The sequence below is a fragment of the Micromonospora sp. NPDC048063 genome (genome assembly GCF_043202855.1).
Lineage (GTDB): Bacteria > Actinomycetota > Actinomycetes > Mycobacteriales > Micromonosporaceae > Micromonospora.
Map to the genome: position 1 here is coordinate 1 of NZ_JBIDBG010000032.1, position 19,024 is coordinate 19,024.

Annotated in this window: 9 protein-coding genes and 1 pseudogene; 6 read left to right on the top strand and 4 right to left on the bottom strand. The window is 70.8% G+C overall.

Features of this window, described 5'->3' with window-relative positions; translation table 11 throughout:
• Positions 1 to 997: 997 nt before the first annotated feature.
• Positions 998 to 1,953: pseudogene (locus ACGFZ2_RS33545) on the bottom strand (IS3 family transposase); the annotation flags it as partial.
• A gap of 547 nt (positions 1,954 to 2,500) precedes the next feature.
• Between ACGFZ2_RS33545 and ACGFZ2_RS33550 the strand changes: the two are divergent.
• A complete protein-coding gene (locus ACGFZ2_RS33550; protein ID WP_393270258.1) occupies positions 2,501 to 4,039 on the top strand; it encodes an FGGY-family carbohydrate kinase in 1,539 nt (512 codons plus the stop codon).
• Positions 4,036 to 5,670: a fucose isomerase gene (locus tag ACGFZ2_RS33555; protein ID WP_393270256.1), complete on the top strand. Its 1,635-nt coding sequence runs from the start codon at positions 4,036 to 4,038 to the stop codon at positions 5,668 to 5,670. Before ACGFZ2_RS33550 ends, ACGFZ2_RS33555 begins: the two co-directional genes overlap by 4 nt.
• 162 nt (positions 5,671 to 5,832) lie before the next feature.
• Here ACGFZ2_RS33555 and ACGFZ2_RS33560 read toward each other — a convergent pair whose 3' ends face one another.
• From ACGFZ2_RS33560 to ACGFZ2_RS33570, 3 genes are all read right to left on the bottom strand, one after another.
• Complete coding sequence (locus tag ACGFZ2_RS33560) at positions 5,833 to 6,831, bottom strand: LacI family DNA-binding transcriptional regulator (RefSeq protein ID WP_393270253.1); 999 nt, start codon at positions 6,829 to 6,831, stop codon at positions 5,833 to 5,835.
• Between the two features lie 166 nt (positions 6,832 to 6,997).
• Positions 6,998 to 10,681: a GH116 family glycosyl hydrolase gene (locus ACGFZ2_RS33565; protein ID WP_393270251.1), complete on the bottom strand. Its 3,684-nt coding sequence runs from the start codon at positions 10,679 to 10,681 to the stop codon at positions 6,998 to 7,000.
• Positions 10,682 to 10,696: 15 nt separating this feature from the next.
• Entirely contained in the window at positions 10,697 to 11,779 is a 1,083-nt protein-coding gene (locus tag ACGFZ2_RS33570) for a GTP-binding protein (RefSeq protein WP_393270249.1), read from the bottom strand.
• 335 nt (positions 11,780 to 12,114) lie between these two features.
• Between ACGFZ2_RS33570 and ACGFZ2_RS33575 the strand changes: the two genes are divergently transcribed.
• The 4 genes from ACGFZ2_RS33575 to ACGFZ2_RS33590 all read left to right on the top strand — a co-directional run bounded on the left by ACGFZ2_RS33575 (position 12,115) and on the right by ACGFZ2_RS33590 (position 18,995).
• Positions 12,115 to 15,285 (top strand): DUF2961 domain-containing protein, encoded by a 3,171-nt coding sequence (locus tag ACGFZ2_RS33575; RefSeq protein ID WP_393270246.1) that lies wholly within the window; start codon positions 12,115 to 12,117, stop codon positions 15,283 to 15,285.
• Positions 15,286 to 15,370: 85 nt separating this feature from the next.
• On the top strand, positions 15,371 to 16,909 hold the full coding sequence (locus ACGFZ2_RS33580) for a sugar ABC transporter ATP-binding protein (protein WP_393460818.1): 1,539 nt from the start codon (positions 15,371 to 15,373) through the stop codon (positions 16,907 to 16,909).
• A complete protein-coding gene (locus tag ACGFZ2_RS33585; protein WP_393270242.1) occupies positions 16,906 to 17,970 on the top strand; it encodes an ABC transporter permease in 1,065 nt (354 codons plus the stop codon). The genes ACGFZ2_RS33580 and ACGFZ2_RS33585 overlap by 4 nt, the downstream gene beginning before the upstream one ends.
• A gap of 23 nt (positions 17,971 to 17,993) precedes the next feature.
• Entirely contained in the window at positions 17,994 to 18,995 is a 1,002-nt protein-coding gene (locus ACGFZ2_RS33590; protein ID WP_393460821.1) for a substrate-binding domain-containing protein, read from the top strand.
• Positions 18,996 to 19,024: the final 29 nt, after the last annotated feature.

Genomic DNA, 19,024 nt, shown 5'->3' on the forward strand with positions numbered 1-19,024 from the left:
AGCATCGGCCGGGTCCGCTCGAGTGCCTGCATCTGCGACTTCTCATCCACGCACAGGACCATCGCCTTGACCGGCGGATCGAGGTACAGGCCGACATGCTCGGGCGCGAGGCCCGGCTCTGGTTCGGTCGACATGCCTGCTCCTCTCCTCGGCCACCCGTTGAGAGCGCCACGGTCGGTATTCACGAGACCGGGTTCTAGGCCACCACCTCGACTGCGCGCATCGGTGGAGGGAAGCAGCCCACCATGCCATTAGCGTGCCATTGACCGGGGCCAGGCGGGGCCAGTCGGGGCCACGAGAGACCCCCGGGACCAGGCCGCCAAGCCCGTAGGCAGGTGGACATCGGCAATTCCCAAGCTGACAGTCGCGTGCCCCTTGCGTGCCCGTTCGGATGGATGACGACGGTCAACGGCGGTCAGCTCCTGGACGTGGCGGCCGGCGTGTCGAAGCAGGTCAAGCCAGCTCACTGCCGAGCGGATTCCGCCCGGGTCCACACTTCCTGGTTGTCTGGCCGCTCGGGCGGGTGTTGCCGCCGGCGTTACCGGCGCTGGACCGCTGGTAGGCGGCGGCGTCGTTGCGGACGGCCGGAACTGCTCTGGCGGTCTACCGCATCACGGGCCGGGTCGGCGAGAAGTACCGCGACGGTGAGGGCGCTTCGCGGCACCGCTACGCCGGCCAGCTTCTCGCGCGGGTCCATTCGAACCGTGCGATCCGGCCCGGCTCCTGGCGAACGTCGCACCCGATTGCAGGAGGGCCGGCTGTGACCGGATCCTCGCTTGCGATACTGACCGGGCGTCGCCTGGCTGGTCGGTCTGGCTGCTCCGTGGCTGCTCGGACGTCGGGGAACGCGCGCGGACAGGACCGGACTGCGCTCTCTTCACGCATGGTCTTTAGGTATCCATAGAGGCGAATGTAACGCCGGACCTGCGGGGATGCTGCCGGACGGGGCAGGTGTAAGCCGGACGCCGCCGGACTTCGTGACTTTCTGCAAGATCATCTGACTACGGATCAGATGCCGTATGCGGCAGGCGTCCACATCCTCGGCAGTGCGGCAGGGTCCTCGGGTTGCACCCATAATCGCCCCGTCGAGGCTGCCCCGGGTGCGCTGCGCCGCGTGGAGGGCGTCGATGACCAGGTCGGTGCGCATGTGGTCGGCGATCGCCCAGCCGGCCAGGCGCCGGGAGTGCAGGTCGATGACGGTGGTCAGGTAGAGGAACCCGCGGTCACCGACGGGCAGGTAGGTGATGTCGCCGACGTAGCGCTGGTTCGGCGCGCCGGCGGTGAAGTCCCGGCCGATCAGGTCCGGGGCCTTCGCCGCGGCCGGGTCCGGCACCGTCGTACGAGTTCGCCGGCGTAGCCGCAGGCCCTGCACGCCGAAGCGGCGCATCACCCGCGCGACCCGCTTACGGTTGACCAACTGCCCGGCATCGCGGAGTTCGGCGGTGATCCGTGGCGCTCCGTACGTGCCGTCGTGAGCGGTGTGCACCGCCCGGATCCGGCCCACCAGGGCCACGTCCGCGGCATCACGGGCGGTCCGCGCTTCCGCGGCCGAGCGCCAGTAGTAGAAGCTCGAGCGGGACACCCCGATGATCTGACACAACCGCTTCACGCCGAAGCGCTGCTGATGGTCGGCGACGAACTGGAAGCGGTTCACCAGCGCGTCTCCCCGGCGAAATACCGGGCCGCCTTCCGCAGAATGTCCCGTTCCTCCTCCAACTCCCGGACCCGCCGCCGCAACGCCGCGTTCTCGTCCTCCACGGAGCCGGCCGCCGGCGGCGCCGCCGGCCCGGCCGTCGCACCCCGACGCCGATCATCGGCGCGGACCCAACTGCGCAACGTCTCCCGATTGACCCCGAGATCGTCAGCGATCTGCGCGATCGTCGCCCCAGGCCGAGACCGGTACAACGCGACCGCGTCGGCCTTGAACTCGGCGGGGTAGTGCTTCATCACCATCTGTCAGGGACTCCTGATCTCCCCGGACCATCACGATCCAAGGTTCAAGTGTCCAGGACCAGGGGGCAACTCCCAGGGTCGCCGGAGGCGACGCCTTGGGTGAACGGGTTGTCCGCGAAGGGGGTCGGCCCAGGCCGGTGCCGAGGAGAGCCGGCGATGGCGGCCGCGCGATCTGCTCCGGCCGCGCCCGTGAGGCCACGGAATGCGCGTCGATGGAGACCGGGCATGCGACGGTCTCTTCAAGAGGATCCAAGATCACCTTGGATGCTTGGGACCGAGGTCGCCGCTGAGGGCCGTACGGCGGCCGTCGGCGCACGGGTGCACACATCAGATCCCGGCCGGCATCGCGACGGATCGGCGGGTCGGCCGCGTCAGAAGCCGAAGTGAGTTAACGATTTCCCGGGAGCGCCGACTTCTTCTGGCGCGGCCGACACCCGTACTCATCAGGCGATACGCCAACATGCCAGCGCGCGTGCTCGGGCCCGGTAGGGAAAGACGCCGACGGATCGGTCTTGATTCGGAAATCGATTGCTGGAACAGTGGCGCCATGAAGGTTGCGGCCGTCCTGGGCGTAGACATCGGCACATCGAGCAGCAAGGGTGTCCTCGTCGACGCCGGCGGCCGGGTTCTCCGCTCGGCGACCCGCGCGCACGAGGTGAGCCGCCCGCGACCGGGCTGGGTGGAGATGGACGCGGACGTCTGGTGGCAGGAGTTCGTCGCGCTCAGCCGTGAGCTCCTCGCACCCGGCGACGCCGACGTCGTCGGGGTGGGGGTGAGCGGCATGGGTCCGTGTGTGCTGCTCACGGACGCCGCGAACGCCCCGCTGCGCCCGGCCATCTTGTACGGCGTCGACACCCGCTCGACCCAGCAGATCGCGCGACTGACCGAGCGGTATGGCGCAGCGGAGATCCTCCGGCGGTGCGGCTCGGCACTGTCCAGCCAGGCGGCGGGCGCCAAGGTGGCCTGGGTGGCCGACAACGAACCGGAGCTCTTCGCCCGAGCCCGGCGGCTCTTTATGCCCAGTTCGTGGCTCGCGTGGAAGCTCACCGACCACTACGTGCTCGATCAGCACTCCGCGAGCCAGTGCACACCGCTCTACGACACAGAGGGCCAGGACTGGTACACGCCGTGGGCCACGGAGATCGCACCCGATCTGGTCCTGCCGCCGCTGCGCTGGCCCGGCGAGGTGGCCGGGACGGTGACGGCGCGCGCGGCGGCAGAGGCCGGCCTGCCGGCGGGCGTCCAGGTCGTCACGGGCACCATCGACGCCTGGTCGGAGGCGATCAGCGTGGGTGCCCAGGGTGTTGGCGACCTGATGCTGATGTACGGCACCACGATGTTCCTCATCCACACGGTCACCGCCCGCCTCACGAACCCGTCGCTGTGGGGCACGGTTGGCGCCTTGCCCGGGACGCGGAACCTTGCCGGCGGCCTGGCCACCTCGGGCGCGATCACGGCCTGGCTGCGCGAGCTGTTCGGCTCAACCGGCTATCCCGAGCTGCTCCGGCTGGCCGAGGTCTCCGGCCCGGGCGCGAAGGGGCTGCTCATGCTCCCGTACTTCGCGGGCGAGCGCACCCCCATCCTGGATCCGCGGGCCCGTGGCATCGTCGCCGGCCTCACCGTCTCGCACACCCGCGGTGACCTGTACCGCGCCGCGCTCGAGGCGACCGCTCTCGGCGTACGCCACAACATCGAGACGATCGAGGAGAGCGGTGGTGCCATCCGGCGGGTCGTGGCGGTCGGCGGCGGCACCCAGGGCGGACTGTGGACCCAGATCGTCTCCGACGTCACCGGACGTCCCCAGGTCATCCCGTCGCAGACCATCGGCGCGAGCTACGGAGCTGCGTTCCTCGCCGCGCGGACCGGGTGGCCCGTCTCGATTGAGGCGTGGAACCCCGTCAAGGAGATCCGGCAGCCCCGGGCGGAGCTGGCCGCCGACTACGACGAGCTCTACGGGCTGTACCGGGAGCTGTACACGAGTTCCAAGCGGGTCGCGCACGCACTCGCTGCACGTCAGGACCGTCTCCTGGCCGCCGGCCCGCTGGCGGCCAGCGCCACCCCACGCACCGAAGGAGTCGCCCCATGACCAGTTACCCGCTGCCCGTGCTGACCGACCCGCCCGCGGCGGCGCCCGGCACCGTCTACACCGTGGCCAGTGGCGACCTCCGACCCAGGGCGAACATCACATGCTGGCCCACCCAGCAGCAGCTCGAGGCCGACCTCACGACCGCGGTCAACGCGCTCGGCTGGAAGGTCGAGCGTGGCCACGCGTTCGACCCGGACAAGGGCCACGGTTTTCTCGACAGCCAGCGGGCCGGCATCGAGGTCTTCAAGCGCATCCCGGTCAACGCACCGCTCATCGTGGTCGAGGCGGTCTGGCAGTACAGCCACCACGTCCTGGCCGGGCTGCGCAGCCACCGAGGCCCGATCCTCATCGTGGCCAACTGGAGCGGCGAGTTCCCGGGCCTGGTCGGCCTGCTCAATCTCACGGCGAGCCTCACCAAGGCGGGCGTGCGGCACTCCGCGCTGTGGAGCCGGGACTTCACCGACGACTGGGCGGCCCACGGCCTGCGCACCTGGCTGGAGACCGGCGAGCTGCGCCACGACACCAGCCACGTGCGCGATCTGCCCGCCCTGCCGGACGACCCCGAGGTCGAGCTCGGCCGCGCCCTGGCTGCCCAGCTGGTCCGGGAGAAGGCCATCATCGGAGTGTTCGACGAGGGTTGCATGGGGATGTACAACGCGATCTTCGATGACGAGCTGATCAACCCGCTGGGCATCTACAAGGAACGGTTGTCGCAGAGCGCGCTGGTCGCCGAGATGTCACGGGTCCCCGACGGGGAGGCCCACGCGGTCCGCCGGTGGCTCGACGAGGCCGGGATGACCTTCCACACCGGCACCGACGAGGCGACCGAACTCACCGACGCCCAGCTGACGAGCCAGTTCAAGATGTACATCGCCGCCCTGCGCATCGCGGACGACTTCGGCCTGGACGCCGTCGGCATCCAGTACCAGCAGGGCCTGAAGGACACCGTCCCGGCTAGCGACCTCGCCGAAGGGCTGCTCAACAACGTCCAGCGGCCACCGGTGCTCAGCCGCGACGGCAGCCGGGAGCTCTACGCGGGCGCGCCGCTGCCGCACTTCAACGAGGTCGACGAGGGCGTCGCCGTCGACTCGCTCGTCACCAACCGCATCTGGACCGCCATGGGCCTCGACCCGGCCACCACCCTGCACGACATCCGGTGGGGGGAGCGGTACGGCGACGACTTCGTCTGGGTGTTCGAGATCTCCGGTTCGGTGCCGGCGTCCCACAACGGCGGGTACGACAAGTCGTACAGCATGCGGCAGCCGCCGATGTACTTCCCGCTCGGCGGCGGCACGCTGAGCGGGGTCTCCAAGCCGGGAGAGATCGTCTGGTCCCGGGTGTTCATCATGGACGGCGGGCTGCACGTCGACCTCGGCCGCGCGACCGTCGTCGAACTTCCGGAGGAGGAGACCCGGCGCCGGCTGAACGCCACGAACCCGCAGTGGCCGATCATGCATGCCGTGCTGCACGGGGTCGGCCGCGATCAGCTGATGGCCCGCCACAAGGCCAACCACGTCAACGTCGCCTACGCGCCGGACGCGGAGACCGCTGACCGGGCGCTGCGGGCGAAGGCCGCCATGTTCGCCGAACTCGGCGTACAGGTGCACCTCTGCGGCGACGTCAACCTCTGAGTACCCGCTTGGCGACCCGGCCGGTCGTGGGACCCGGCCAGGTCGCCGAGCCGGAGTGTGGCCACCCTTCGGCCGAGGCGCCGGGGTGGTGATGACGGGTCGGGGGAGCCTGAGGTTGGGGCAGGCTCCCCGGTTTCCCCGCGTCCGCGTATCGGCTAACGGTCAGCTCCGGCGGGTGGAACTGTCGCGTATCTGAAGCCCGGTGCTGAGCGTGACGGTCGACGGCGGCCGCGACGGGTTGGCGATCCGCTCGGTGAGCAGCACGGCGGCGGCGCGTCCGAGATCGTACGTCGGCTGGGAGACGGTGCTCAGCGACGGCCGGACCAGGTGTGCCCACGGGATGTCGTCGAATCCGACCACCCCGACCTCGTGCGGCACCCGGATGCCGCGGTCGACGAGACATTCGACGGCACCCACAGTCATCAGGTTGTTCGTGGCGAAGACGCTGTCGGGCGGGTTCTCGCTGTCGAGCAGCGAGGCCATCGCCCGGTAGCCGCCCTCCTCGCGGAAGTCCGCGTACCGCACGAGGGCATCGGTCACCTCCCGCCCGCGCGCCCGCAGCGCGCGCTGGTAGCCCCGGAGCCGCTGGGCCGCCGTGGAGATTCGGCGGGGGCCGGTGATGCAGGCGACCCGCTTGTAGCCGTTGTCGATCAGGTGCGTGGTCGCCAGCTCCGCCCCGTGCACGTTGTCGACGAGCACCGTGTCGATGGTGACGCCGCGCAGCTGGCGGTCGATCGCCACGACCGGGATACGGGCCTCGACGAGCCGGTTGATCACCGTCGAGCGGCCCGACGTGGAGATGATGACGCCGGCCATCCGCTCGCCGAGGGCCGCCGCGATGTACCGGGACTCCTTCTCCGGATCCTCGTCGGTGTTGCACAGGACCACGGAGTAGCCGGCGCTCTGCGCGACGTCCTCGACCCCGCGCACCATGGAGGTGAAGAAGGGGTTGCCGATGTCGGAGATGATGACCGCCCAGAGGCTGGTTTGGCTCAGGCGCAGGTTACGGGCGACGGCGTTGGGACGGTAGTCGAGGTCCCGCATCGCCTGGTGCACGCGCGCGGCCATGGCTGGATCGACGGTGGTACGCCCATTCAGCACCCGCGAGACCGTCGCGGGCGAGACCTGAGCCTGCCGTGCCACGTCGTAGATCGTCGCCATTCGCCTCCATCCGGTGAATTCCTATGATGACGAGCCCGAGAACGAGTGCGCGCTCCCGCACCGTCGCCGGTGCGGGGACTGGGCATCCTACGGACGAAAAATGACGGTATTGTCACGGGCTTTCCGTGCCGGCGCTCACCACGCGCCGTGACGAGCGCCGACACGTTCAGCCGTTGAGCATCACCTGGAGGGCGTCGCCCCGACCGACCACGACCTCGGCGGCCAAGGTAACGAGGAAACGCCCGTCCCGGCACGACCAGTCACGCACGGGCAGCGTGCTATTGCGCAGGCGTACCGTCACCCGTGCCGGGGAACGCGTCACCGCCAGAGCGACGCTGGACACCCGGAGGCGGCCGTACCGGACCTCGACCGTACCGGTGAGGTGCTCGCCGTGGCGCTCCTGCCGGAAGAGGCCCCATCCTTCCGCCGCGGTGAACGCGGCGGCGAACCTGTCGGGGCTGATCCGGGGCGCGAACCCGATGTGTCCGCGGGGGCCGTGGTACTCGAACCCGCAGGCCGCGAGGTAGACGCCGTGGCTGGCCATGGCCCGGGCGTAGTGGTCGCCGCACTCGATCTCGTTGTACGGGTTGCGCTTGCCGGCGGCGTACCGTTCGTGCAACGCCCGGGTGAGCGTAAGCCCTTCCTCGACCAGGCCCTCCTGGAGCATGTGCGCCGCGACCTGGTACTCCTGGCCGGTCCACACCTCGTTGAAGTACATCGCGGCCCAACTCGCCGGGGTCCCGGCCGCGCTGTCGGCGCCACCGCGCGGCCAGGTGGTCATCAGCATGCCGTACTCGTGGTCCATCGCGAACCAGCGGCCGCCCGGGATGACGCTGCCATCCCGGTAGGCGGCGTGGTCGGGGGTGAAGTTGTACCGGTAGAGGCTCTTCAGGGCGCTGACGGCTTGCTCCGCGGGTACGACACGGGGGAGCCCGAGCTGACCGGCGAGGCTCTGCCCGAAGAGTTGGTCGATGTGGCACCCCCGATTGCTGTTGATCACGTCGGCGTGGGCCGGATCGACCTCCTGGATGAAGTACTCGCCGTTGAAGAGTTCCGCGGACAGGTACCGGCTGCCGGAATCGGCGAGGGTCCGGCACCGGTCGGCGAACTCGGCCTGGCCCAGCTCGTCGGCCATCGCCGCGCCCGCTCGCAAGGCCGCGACGTACATGCCCGTGATCCAGGCGATGTGGCCGTACCAGGTGGTGTCGAGCGTGTTCGGCTGCGGACCGTCGAGCGTGCCGTCCGGGCCTGCGTCGTGTTCCATGATCCATTCCAGCGCGCGCCGCAGCCGGGACCAGTTCGCCCGAAGGTAGGTGCCGTCCGGCGCGGTCAGGTGTTCCCGATAGCAGCGCAGGATCGTCCCGCACTGACCGTCGGTGGCCCAGGCCATGTCTGCCTCGGCGCGGTTGCCGATCTGGCCCGTGTCCGGGTGGAAGCCGATGCCGAGATCCACCCTGCTGCGGGTGTCACGTTCCAGTTGGGGGAAGAGCCGGGCGATCGACTGGGCGTAGTTCCACACGTGTTCGCAGGTGCCCGGGCAGCAGTACACGCCCTCCCACCCGTAGAACCGTCCGTCGTCGAACAGGTAGCAGGTGTTGGTGGCGAGGGTCGAGGCGGGGGCCAGGGTGCGTTCCAGGAACCAGTGCGGCAGGGTGGCGTCGGCGTACCAGGTTTTCACCCAAGCGCGGGTGTCGGCCTCCAGCCGGTCGAGGTCCCGGGCGACGTGTTCCACCACGGCCCGGGCATCGGCGAACCGAGTCGCGTAGTGCCGGCGCAGGCTGTCCGAGCCGCGCAGGAAGCTGAGCGAGACACGGTCCGGCACGGGGAAGTGCCAGCCGAGCACGAATCGCACCGTGCGACTCTGGCCGGGCGCGAGCCGGACCGCGACGCTAACCGACCCGGTCTGCCCGGATAGTGAGCCGTCCACCTCCGCGGGGCCGGCCTCCGCCACGAACACGTCGTCGAGGGTATCCCACCAGGCCAGCGACGGACGCGCCACCGCCCGGCCGTCCAGCGCGGCGAGGACGAGCGTGCCGTTGTCGGGCACCTGGTCCAGCGGCCGCGCGTCCGTCGTCACGTCGCTGAACACGATCCGGTCGACGTTGACGTGCCCCCACCCGCCGGTGTCCGAGTCCACGATCTCGATGACCGCGGTGCGGCCCTGGTACGCGGACACGTTCATCGTGGCCACGCTGACCGGTTCCGCGTCGCGGCCGGCGACGCTGGCCTCCAACGCGCCATCCACCAGGAGGTTCACGCAGGTGCTGCCGCGGTGGCTCCCGCCGCCCACGGCCACGTTGACGTAGCGCCGCTCGACGGTGAACGGCCGGCTCGTCAGCTTGCCGGTGGCGGCATCGGCACGGCCCGAGTCCCCGCCGGACCCGCGGAAGTCGTGCGACGTCGCGAACCGCTGCCCCGACGCGCCGAGATCGCCGAACCGCTTCATGTAGTCCGGCACCTCGGAGACCAGCACCGGGCCGCTGCCGAACGCGGTGCCCTCGACGGTCCAGCCCTCGTAGGTGTCCCGCTCCCAGTCCTCGAACACGATGTCGGGCCGCGGCGCGGCGTCGGTGAAGACGATCCGGTCGCAGTTGAGGTGGCCCCAGGCCCCGCCGTGGTCGTCGACGATCTCGATGACGGCGGACCGCCCCTCGTGCGCGGCCACGTCCAGGAAGACGGGCCGCATCACCTCGGTGTCCTGCCCGGTGGCCGTGGCGACGACCGTCCCGTCGACCACCACGTTGACGCAGGTCTGTCCCGGGTGGTTGCCGCCACCCAGGGACAGCCGGATGGATTTGCGAGTGACGGTGAACGGGTCGCTGACGAGCCTGCCGGTGGGCGCGTCGGCTCGGCCGATGTCGCCGGCGGCGCCACGGAAGTCGTGTGACGTCACGAGCCGTTGCCCGGTCGCGTTGAGCGGGCCGCCGCGCTTCATGTAGTCCGGGATCTCGGAGACCAGCACCGGGCCGGTGCCGAAGGCGGTGCCCTCGACGGTCCAGCCGTCGTAGGTGTCCCGCTCCCAGTCCTCGAAGACGACGTCGGGGCGGTCGGGCGTCTCGGTCTGCTCCGCGGCCGAGAACCGGACACCGCGCAGCGACCGGTCGCCGAACGCCGTCGACCGCAGGGTGATGCCGCGCTGCGTCCTGGTGTCCAGGCAGGCGGGATTCTCGACGTAGCCGAGCAGGGTGGCGTCCACCGTTCGGTGCGACGTGTTGCGCAGCGTGTACGCCAGCACGGTCGCCGGCAGCGTCGAGTCCGCGACCGACAGCGGTACGAACGGTGAGAACGCCTCCAGGGTCACATCGACCGGGGTGTCGGCGGCTCGGTACCGGACCGTGCCGATGGGGTACTGCCCCGTGAAACGCACCTGGTCGAAGCCGGTCGCGTCGAGGGCGCGGGTCTGGACCCGTCCGGCCGACCGGGTCCGCAGCGCGAAGCCGTGCCGGACGGGTGAGGTGGGCTGTCGCGGGTTCGCGTACCCGACGTCCGTGGTGCCGGCCGCCGGCCGGTTGAAGATGTCCCAGTTCCACAGCCGCCCGTCGCCGCCGAGGTACAGCTGGCCGGTGGCGCCGCCGCCGACCGGCATGCCGAGCCAGCGGAGGTCGGTGCCCTCGTAGGTGGTCGGCTCGCCCCGGCCGTGCAGCGCCGTGGTCCAGTCGGATGGCAGCGCCTTGTCGACCGGTACGGCGATCAGCCGGTCCTCGGGTACGCCCAGGGCGGTGGCGGCTTCGGCCCGGGAGCCGGCGAGCACGGTGCCGGCGGCGACCCCGAGGGAGAGAGTGAGGAGTTGTCGGCGGTTCGGGCGGCAGGCGTTGCCGGGACAGCACTGGTCGTACGACTGGTCTGTCATGGGTGCTCCTGACGGTCAGGCCGGTGCGGCCGGGAGACGGTGCACGGGGCGGGGGTAGGACGGCGCGAAGGCGTTCGCCGGGCCGGGGCGGGCGGCGGCGCCGGCCGCGAGGTCGGCGTCGTAGGCGGCGGCCCGTACAAGGGATTCGAGGTCCTCCGGTGGGCAGGTGGCGCGGACGTTGACCAGCACGGTGGCGCGGGCCACCGGCGGCTCGTCCCGCCCGGTGGGCTCCTGCCGCGGCGGCTCACCGGCGGCCACGACGCTCATGCGGATCAACCCGGCGGGCGACTCGACCGCGATTTTGGCGTGACCGATGACGTCTCCCCGCCGGGCGCAGGCTGCGGAGAGCGATTCGAGGGCGACGTGTGCCCAGCGTCGCGTGGAGAACCCGCCGTCGGCCGAGACCTGCCATACCTGGTTGAGCCAGCTCAGTCGCGCCTCCGCCGCGGCGTAGCGGTCGTAGTCGACGTCCACGTCCACGTCCGGGACGCGCCGCGGCCCATTGATCCACCGCGCGACGAGCTCGTCGACGTGCTCGCCGAGACTCGCGCTGTAGCCGAGGACGTCGGCGTCGGGGTGGACGCGGCGGATCTGGTCGAGGAGCGCGTCGAACTCGACGCGGGGCAGGGTGTCGGACTTGTTGACCGCGATGAGGTTCGCCTCGGCGAGCTGGCGGTCGAACAGGTAGCCGAGGTCGCCGTCGAGCACGCCGACGCGCGCCGGATCGACGATCGTGGTGAGGGGAGCGAGTGTGAGGCGGTCGCCGTAGCGAGCCCGCAGGGGGCGGACGACCGTTGCCTGCAGGTCGGTGCAGCTGCCGACGGCCTCGGCCAGGATGGTGTCGGCCTGCCCGGTGTCGAGCAGGTTCGTCAGGAGGTCGGCGAGGCACTCGAAACGGCAGCAGAAGCAGCCGTCGGTCACCTCGCCGACGTCGGGCACCGCGTCCCGGGCCAGTTGGGTGTCGACCAGGTCGCTGCCCTGATCGTTGGTGATGATCGCGACCCGGCCGCCGCGTGCGGTGAGCAGCCGTCCGGCGGCCAGCATGGTGGTGGTCTTGCCGGCGCCGAGGAATCCGGTGAGGACAACGAGTCGGGGCACGGTTGCCCCCTCCCAGCGTGCCGCGGGGGCCGCGGTGCGCACTCGTGAACGAGAAATCGTTTGCTCGGTTCTGATCGAGGACCATAGAAGCGGCGGGTGAGGCTGTCAACGGCGGAGCCCCGCCGACCTCCTCGTCCACACCGAAGGATTGACCGTCGCGCATCGGCTGCCTAACCTGTTCGCAACTGCAGCGAGAAATCGATTCCTTGTCTGCCGCAGGCCCGCCCACCCACCGATGTGGAAGGCGACTCATGACACCACCCACCACTCGTGCACCACGTACCTCGCCCAGGCGGCTGCTCGGTGCCGCCGTCGCGGCGACCCTCATCGCCGGCTTGGCTGTCGTCGGTCTCACCGCATCGGCCTCGGCCTCCACCGGCCCGACCACAAACGGCCCCGTCGGCTGGGACGTCTACCGCCGACTCGACCGGCTCCCGGAACTCGCCGACGGATCCCGGGCCTACCAGTTCTCCAGCTTCGACCGCAGCGGCGGCAACGACGACGGCTTCTCCGGCCGGTACTCGTGCCTGCGCATCAGCGCCGAAGGCTGCGTCATCGCCGAGGCGACCGGCGCCGGCGAGATCGACTCCATCTGGTTCACACGCGACGAGGGTAACGTCTCCGCCACGGGCACCATCAAGGTCGTCCTCGATGGAAAGACCGTGCTCGAGGCCAAGCTCCAGGATGTCGTGGACGGCAAGCTCGGTGCTCCCTTCGTCTACCCGGTGGTCGCCAACGCGGCGCAGAGCTCCGGTGGCGTCTACATCAAGGCGCCCATGACGTACCGCAGCTCGATGCGGGTCACCACCGAGAAGAACCCGATCTTCTACCACGTCACCTACCGGAAGTTCACCACGCCGGACGGCGTCCGCACCTTCGACCCCACCGACCGGGCCGCGGACGTCATCGCGCAGCTCAAGGCCGCCGGCACCCGCGACCCCAAGCCCGCCCAGCCGGGCGCCACGACGGCCAAGCGCACCTTCGCCGTCCCTGCGGGCGATCGGGCGACCCTCGCCAGTGGCGTGGGCCCCGGCGCGATCACCGCACTCCAGCTGACCATCCCGCAGCTCGTCGGCGCGCCCGCGCCGATCGCCGACGACGGTCGCGCCTTCGGCGTTGGCGGCGGCAGCGAATTTACCGCCGCCGTCGACCCGGCCAACACCGGCGTACGGCTCACTCGCCGGCTCGACCCGCACGTCGGGCACCAGCGAGCGCGCATCCTGGTCGACGGCGTACCGGTCGCCGAGTGGCCCGCCAACGACCCAGTGCCGTTCGGCACCTGGCTAGACCAAACCGTCGAGCTGCCAGTGAGCGCCACGGCCGGCAAGACGAAGCTGACCATCCGCAACGAGTTCGTCTCATCCGACCTCGACGTCAACGAGTTCACGTACTGGGTCGACAGCCTCGTCTCCGGCACCGCGAAGCGCACCGACACGGTCGACCTGGGCGCGGCGCACACCGACGCCGAGGCAGCACACGGCTACCGGATCACCGCGCAGACCTGGCAGGGCAGCAACACCTTCTCCTACCCGGCCGACGACGAGCGCAAGGCGGCCGTCGCCGCGTCCGACGCGGTGCTGCGTGACACCCGCCTGCGCATCTCGTTCGACGGAAGAACCACAGTGGACGCCCCGCTCGGCGAGTTCTTCGGCACCGGCCTCGGGCTGCACTCCGTCCGGTCCCTGATGTTCGGCGTCGACCCGGCGACCGCGACGCTCTCGGCCTGGTGGCCGATGCCCTACCTGTCGCGCTGGACGATCGAGTTGCACAACGGGGCCGACGTGGCGATCAAGCCGTCGGTGGCCACGGTGACCACGGCGCCATCCGCCCGCTGGGCGGCGGCCCTGCGGCCGACCGGCGACACCGGCTACTTCCAGGCGACCGCGACCAGCGCCGACACCACGCCCGGAGCGGACCACCTCTTCCTCGACGTCGCGGCGCGGGGGAAGTTGGTGGGGGTCACCCACACCATGGAGGGGCACATCCGCGCCGGCAACCAGCGGAACTACCTGGAGGGTGACGAGCGCGTCTACGTGGACGGCGCGCAGAGCCCGAGCATCCACGGCACCGGCACTGAGGACTTCTACGAGAGCGGCTGGTACTTCAACCACGGCACGTTCTCCGCGCCGATGAACGGCAACCCTGCCCATGAGGTCGCCGACTACGGCTGCCAGTACGACTGCACAGGGGCGTACCGGCTCATGCTCGCGGAGTCGGTGGCGTTCTCGACCGGACTGCGGTTCGGCATCGAGCACGGCCCGGGCGACCAGGACCCGGCCCGGTACGGCTCCACCGCGTACTGGTACGGCCAGGACACCGTCGGGCAGCGCTGGACGGACACGGTCGACGTGGGCGACACCGCCAGCGAGGCGGCCCACCAGTACGCCTCGGGCGGTGACCGGACGGTGCTCACGGCGACCTTCGAGGGCGACGACGGCGCACCCCGACCGGTGACCGACGACGTCCGAGCCTCCGCCGACCCGATCCGGTTCCGGGTGGCCCTCGACGATGACAACACTGGCGCGGTCCTGCGCCGGGTCGGCGACCAGTCGGCCGGGTACCAGTCCGTGGCGGTCCAGGTCGACGGGCGCGACGCCGGCACCTGGTCGCAGCCGCTGGCCAACGCGTCGCACCGGTGGCTGGAGGACGAGTACCGGCTCCCGGCCGCGCTCACCCGGGGCAGGGACGCGGTGACCGTCACCCTGACGCCGACCGCCGGCGCCCCGGCCTGGTCCGCGGCCCGGTACGCGGCGCTCAGCCTGGTCACCCCGTTCACCGACCAGCAGCGGCCGGAGGCGGTCAGCGGGCTCACCGCGACCAGCGGCACGACCAACGCCGTGACGGTGGCCTGGCAGCCGGCCCGCGACGACGTCTATGCCCCCGGGTACGAGGTGTTCGCCTCCCGTGAGGCGGGCTTCACGCCCGGGCCGGGCAACCGGGTCGGCACCACGACCCGCCCGAGCTTCGAGCACGCGGGTCTGGGGCTGCGCGAGACCTGGTACTACCGGGTGCGCGCGGTGGACGCGGCCGGCAACGCGGGGCCGTACTCGCCGGCCGTCTCGGCCAGCACCGGCGACACGATGCGGATCGAGGGCGAATCGCTCCTGCCCGCGCTCAGCGCCGACGCGCCGGCGGACGTGCAGGGCGACTGCTGCGGCATCCACTGGTCGCAGAGCGCGCAGCTGTGGTTCCACGCGAATGGACCGAACCAGAGCGTCACCGTCAACTTCACCGTGCCCACCACCGGGACCTACGACCTGCGCCTCGTGCAGACGCTCGCCCGGGACTACGGCACCAACACGGTGGCGATCGACGGTGCCCAGGTCGGGCAGGCCTTCGACGCCTACCACTCGCCGGAGGTGGTGGTGAGCGACCCGCTCGACTACGGCCAGCGGGAGCTGACGGCGGGCCGGCACACGCTCACGCTCACCGTGACCGGCAAGGCCGCCGCGTCGGTCGGCTACCTGGCCGGGCTCGACTACGTCGAGGCGCGGCTCGTCTCGTGACCGACCGGAGCCGCCGGGTTCACATCGGACCCGGCGGCTCCGGCCCCACCCGCAGCAGACCCGCAGACGACCCACGAGGTGCCGCATGACAGAAAGCCCGCTGGTCCGGATGACCGGCATCGGCAAGCGGTTCGGCGGTGTGCACGCCTGCCGCGACATCGACCTCACCGTCCGAGCGGGTGAGGTGCACGCGCTGCTCGGCGAGAACGGCGCCGGCAAGTCGACCCTGATCAACATTCTCTCCGGCGTGATCACCGAGTACGACGGCGCCATCGAGGTCGAGGGGCGGCGGGTGCGCTTCGGCGGCCCGGCTGACGCCCAACGCGCCGGCATCGCCACGATCCACCAGGAGCTCGACCTGGTGGCCGGGCTCTCCATCGCGGAGAACATGTTTCTCGGCCGCGAGCCGCGCACCCGGATGGGAACCGTCGACATCCGGCGGATGCGCCGCCAGGCCACGGACTATCTGCGCACGCTCGGCGCCGACCTCGACCCGCGGCGGCTCGTCGGGTCGTTGCGCGTCGGCGAGCAGCAACTGGTCGAGATCGGCCGGGCGCTGTCGCTGGACGCGCGGGTGCTGATCATGGACGAGCCGACCGCCGCGCTGGCGGACGCCGAGGTCGAACGCCTCTTCGCGACGATCGCGGAGCTGCGCCGGGCCGGCGTCGGCATCGTCTACATCTCGCACCGGATGGCGGAGATCGAGGTCGTGGCGGACCGGGTCACCGTGCTGCGCAACGGCAGCGTCGCGGGCAGCGTCGACCCGAAGACCGCCTCCCGCGACGACATCATCCAGCTGATGGTCGGCCGGTCGGTCGACGCGCTCTACGGGGAGGGGCGCAACGAGCCCGGGGACGTACTGCTCGACGTCCGCGGACTCGCCGTGACGCCACGCCGGCCGATACCCGGGCGGACCGAGCCGGCCGGGGTGGACCTCACGGTCCGCTCCGGCGAGATCGTCGGCCTCGCCGGTCTGATGGGCGCGGGCCGTACCGAACTGCTCGAGACGCTTTTCGGCGCCGGCGCCTCCGGCCCCCGCGACGGCCAGATGACGATCGACGGCCGCCCGTACCGCCCGCACGACCCACGGTCGGCCCTGGCGCGCGGGGTGGCGTTCGTCCCCGAGGACCGGCGTGGCGCCGGACTGATGCTCGAACACTCGGTGACCGACAACGTCGTGCTCTCCGCGTTGTCGTCGCTGACGACGCTCGGCCTCGTACGCCGGCAGGCGGTGAAGCGGACGGTAAACGGACAGCTCAGGGCCCTGGCGGTTAAGGCGTCCTCGCCCGCGGTCGCCACCGCCACGCTCTCGGGCGGCAACCAGCAGAAGGTCGTGTTCGCCAAGCAACTGCTGACGCGACCGCGGTTGCTGCTGCTCGACGAGCCGACCAGAGGCGTCGACATCGGGGCCAAGGCCGAGATCTACCGGCTGCTGCACCAACTCGCCGACACCGGCATGGCCATCCTGCTCGCCTCGTCCGAGCTGCCGGAGCTGCTCAGCCTCTGTGACCGGGTGGTCGTCCTGCACCGCGGTCGCACCGTGGCCGCGCTGCCCCGCGCGTCCGCCACCCAACAAGCGATCCTCGCCGCGGCCAACGGGGACGATGCCAAGGAGGCCCGATGAACCCGCCCAGCCCCACCGCCGTCGCCGAAGCGCCGCCCGAGACACCGCCCCGCCGCCGGCTGATCCGGCTGCCGCGGGACCGGCACGCGATCTTCGACAGCTTCTTCCGGTTCCAGAGCCTGTTCGGCCTGGTCGCCGTCTTCGTCATCGCGATCGCCGTGTCGCCCGTTCGCAACGGCGAGAACGTCTTCCTCAGTTCCGGGAACCTGGCCAACATCGTCCGGGCGGTCTCGGAGATCGGCATCATCGCGGTGGGGATGACGTTCGTGATCCTGATCGGCGGGATCGACCTCTCCGTCGGGGCGGTGCTCGGGCTCGCCGCGGTCGGGTCGGCCACCCTGATGGTCGACAGCGGCATGGGCATCCTGCCGACGGTCCTGATCGTGCTGTTCATCGGCGCCGCGTTCGGCGCAACCCAGGGGGCGATCGTCGCCCGGCTCGGCATCCAGTCGTTCATCGTCACCCTCGCCGGCCTCCAGGCGGCCCGGGGCATCGCCCGGATGTGGTCCGGCGGGCTGGGCATCCCCATCGCCTACGGCGACGGGCCGCAGGAGGCCCCGGAGGCGTTCTCGATGCTGAGCGGGTCGATCAACGGGATCCTCCCGGTGCCGGCGCTGCTGTTCCTCGCCATCGGCGTCGGCGCGCTGTTGGTGCTGCGCACCACGGCCTTCGCCCGCCACGTGTACGCCATCGGCGGCAACGAGAAAGCCGCCCGGCTCTCCGGCGTGCCGGTGCGCCGCGTCCGCATCACCGTCTTCGCGATCGCCGGCCTGCTCGCCGCGCTGGCCGGGATCATCCACGCCGGGCAGCTCAACCAGGGCAGCCCGAACGACGGCGCCGGCTACGAGCTGGACGCGATCGCGGCCGTGGTCATCGGCGGGACGAGCCTCGCCGGTGGCAGTGGATCCATGGGCGGCACCATCGCCGGCGCCCTGCTGCTCGGGATTCTCAACAACATCCTCGCTCTCAACAACATCGACGCGAACGTGCAGCTGGTCGTCAAGGGCCTGGTCATCGTGGCTGCCGCCGCGTTGCAGAAGCTGCGTCCCCGCATCGCCTGACCCACCACCAAACGGAGGAAACCATGCGTTACACCCGAAGAGCCGCCACGATCCTGGCACTGGCCGCGCTCGTCGCCACCTCGGCGTGCAGCGTCGAGGACGACCCGGGCAGCAGCTCCGACGCCTCGGCGAAGTGCGGCAGCGGCAAAGAATTCCTGATCGGCATGTCCCAGGCCAACAACGCCGAGCCGTACCGGCAGGTCATGAACGACGACGTCACCAACGCCGCGAAGTCCGTGCCCGGTTTCAAGGTGGTCGTCTCGGACGCGGCTCAGGACAACAGCAAGCAGGTGGCCGACGTGGAGAACTTCCTCTCTCAGAGCATCAACCTGCTGATCATCTCCCCGAACGAGGCGAAGCCGCTGACCGCGGTGGTCAAGAAGGCGTACGACCAGGGGATCCCGGTCATCGTTCTGGACCGCAAGGTCGAGGGTGACGTGTACACGGCCTTCATCGGTGGCGACAACGTCGCGATCGGCCGGGCGGCGGGGGAGTACTACGCGAAGACGCTGCTGCCGCAGGGCGGCAAGGTCGTGGAGATCTCCGGCCTGCCGGGCTCCACACCGGCGGCCGAGCGCGCCCAGGGCTTCCGGCAGGGCATCGCCAGCAACCCGAGGATCGAGATCGTGGCGAGCCAGACCGCCGAGTGGTTGCGGGAGAAGGGCCAGAGCGTCATGGATGCGATGCTCAAGGCGAATCCCGACATCGACGCGGTGTACGCGCACAACGACCCGATGGCCGAGGGTGCCTACCTGGCGGCGAAGGCGGCCGGCAAGGAGACCGCGATCAAGTTCACCGGGATCGACGCGCTGCCCGTCCCATCGGGCGGCATCAAGGCCGTCGAGCAGGGCCGCCTCCAGGCGACGTTCCAGTACCCGACCGGTGGCCGTGAGGCAATCGACATGGCCAAGAAGATCCTCGTCGACTGCGCCAAGGACGTCCCGAAGACGACCACGCTCGGCACCATGCAGATCACCAAGGAGAACGCCGCGGAGGCCTACACCACGCTCGGCGGCAAGCAGTAGAGCTTTGGCCCGGGTCCGCCGCCGCAGGC

Excerpts from the sequence above, each read along its gene's own strand:
- ACGFZ2_RS33585 (WP_393270242.1), top strand. The coding sequence starts at position 16,906 with ATGAACCCGCCCAGCCCCACCGCCGTCGCCGAAGCGCCGCCCGAGACA.
- ACGFZ2_RS33555 (WP_393270256.1), top strand. The coding sequence starts at position 4,036 with ATGACCAGTTACCCGCTGCCCGTGCTGACCGACCCGCCCGCGGCGGCG.
- ACGFZ2_RS33565 (WP_393270251.1), bottom strand. The coding sequence starts at position 10,681 with ATGACAGACCAGTCGTACGACCAGTGCTGTCCCGGCAACGCCTGCCGC.
- ACGFZ2_RS33550 (WP_393270258.1), top strand. The coding sequence starts at position 2,501 with ATGAAGGTTGCGGCCGTCCTGGGCGTAGACATCGGCACATCGAGCAGC.
- ACGFZ2_RS33580 (WP_393460818.1), top strand. The coding sequence starts at position 15,371 with ATGACAGAAAGCCCGCTGGTCCGGATGACCGGCATCGGCAAGCGGTTC.
- ACGFZ2_RS33590 (WP_393460821.1), top strand. The coding sequence starts at position 17,994 with ATGCGTTACACCCGAAGAGCCGCCACGATCCTGGCACTGGCCGCGCTC.
- ACGFZ2_RS33560 (WP_393270253.1), bottom strand. The coding sequence starts at position 6,831 with ATGGCGACGATCTACGACGTGGCACGGCAGGCTCAGGTCTCGCCCGCG.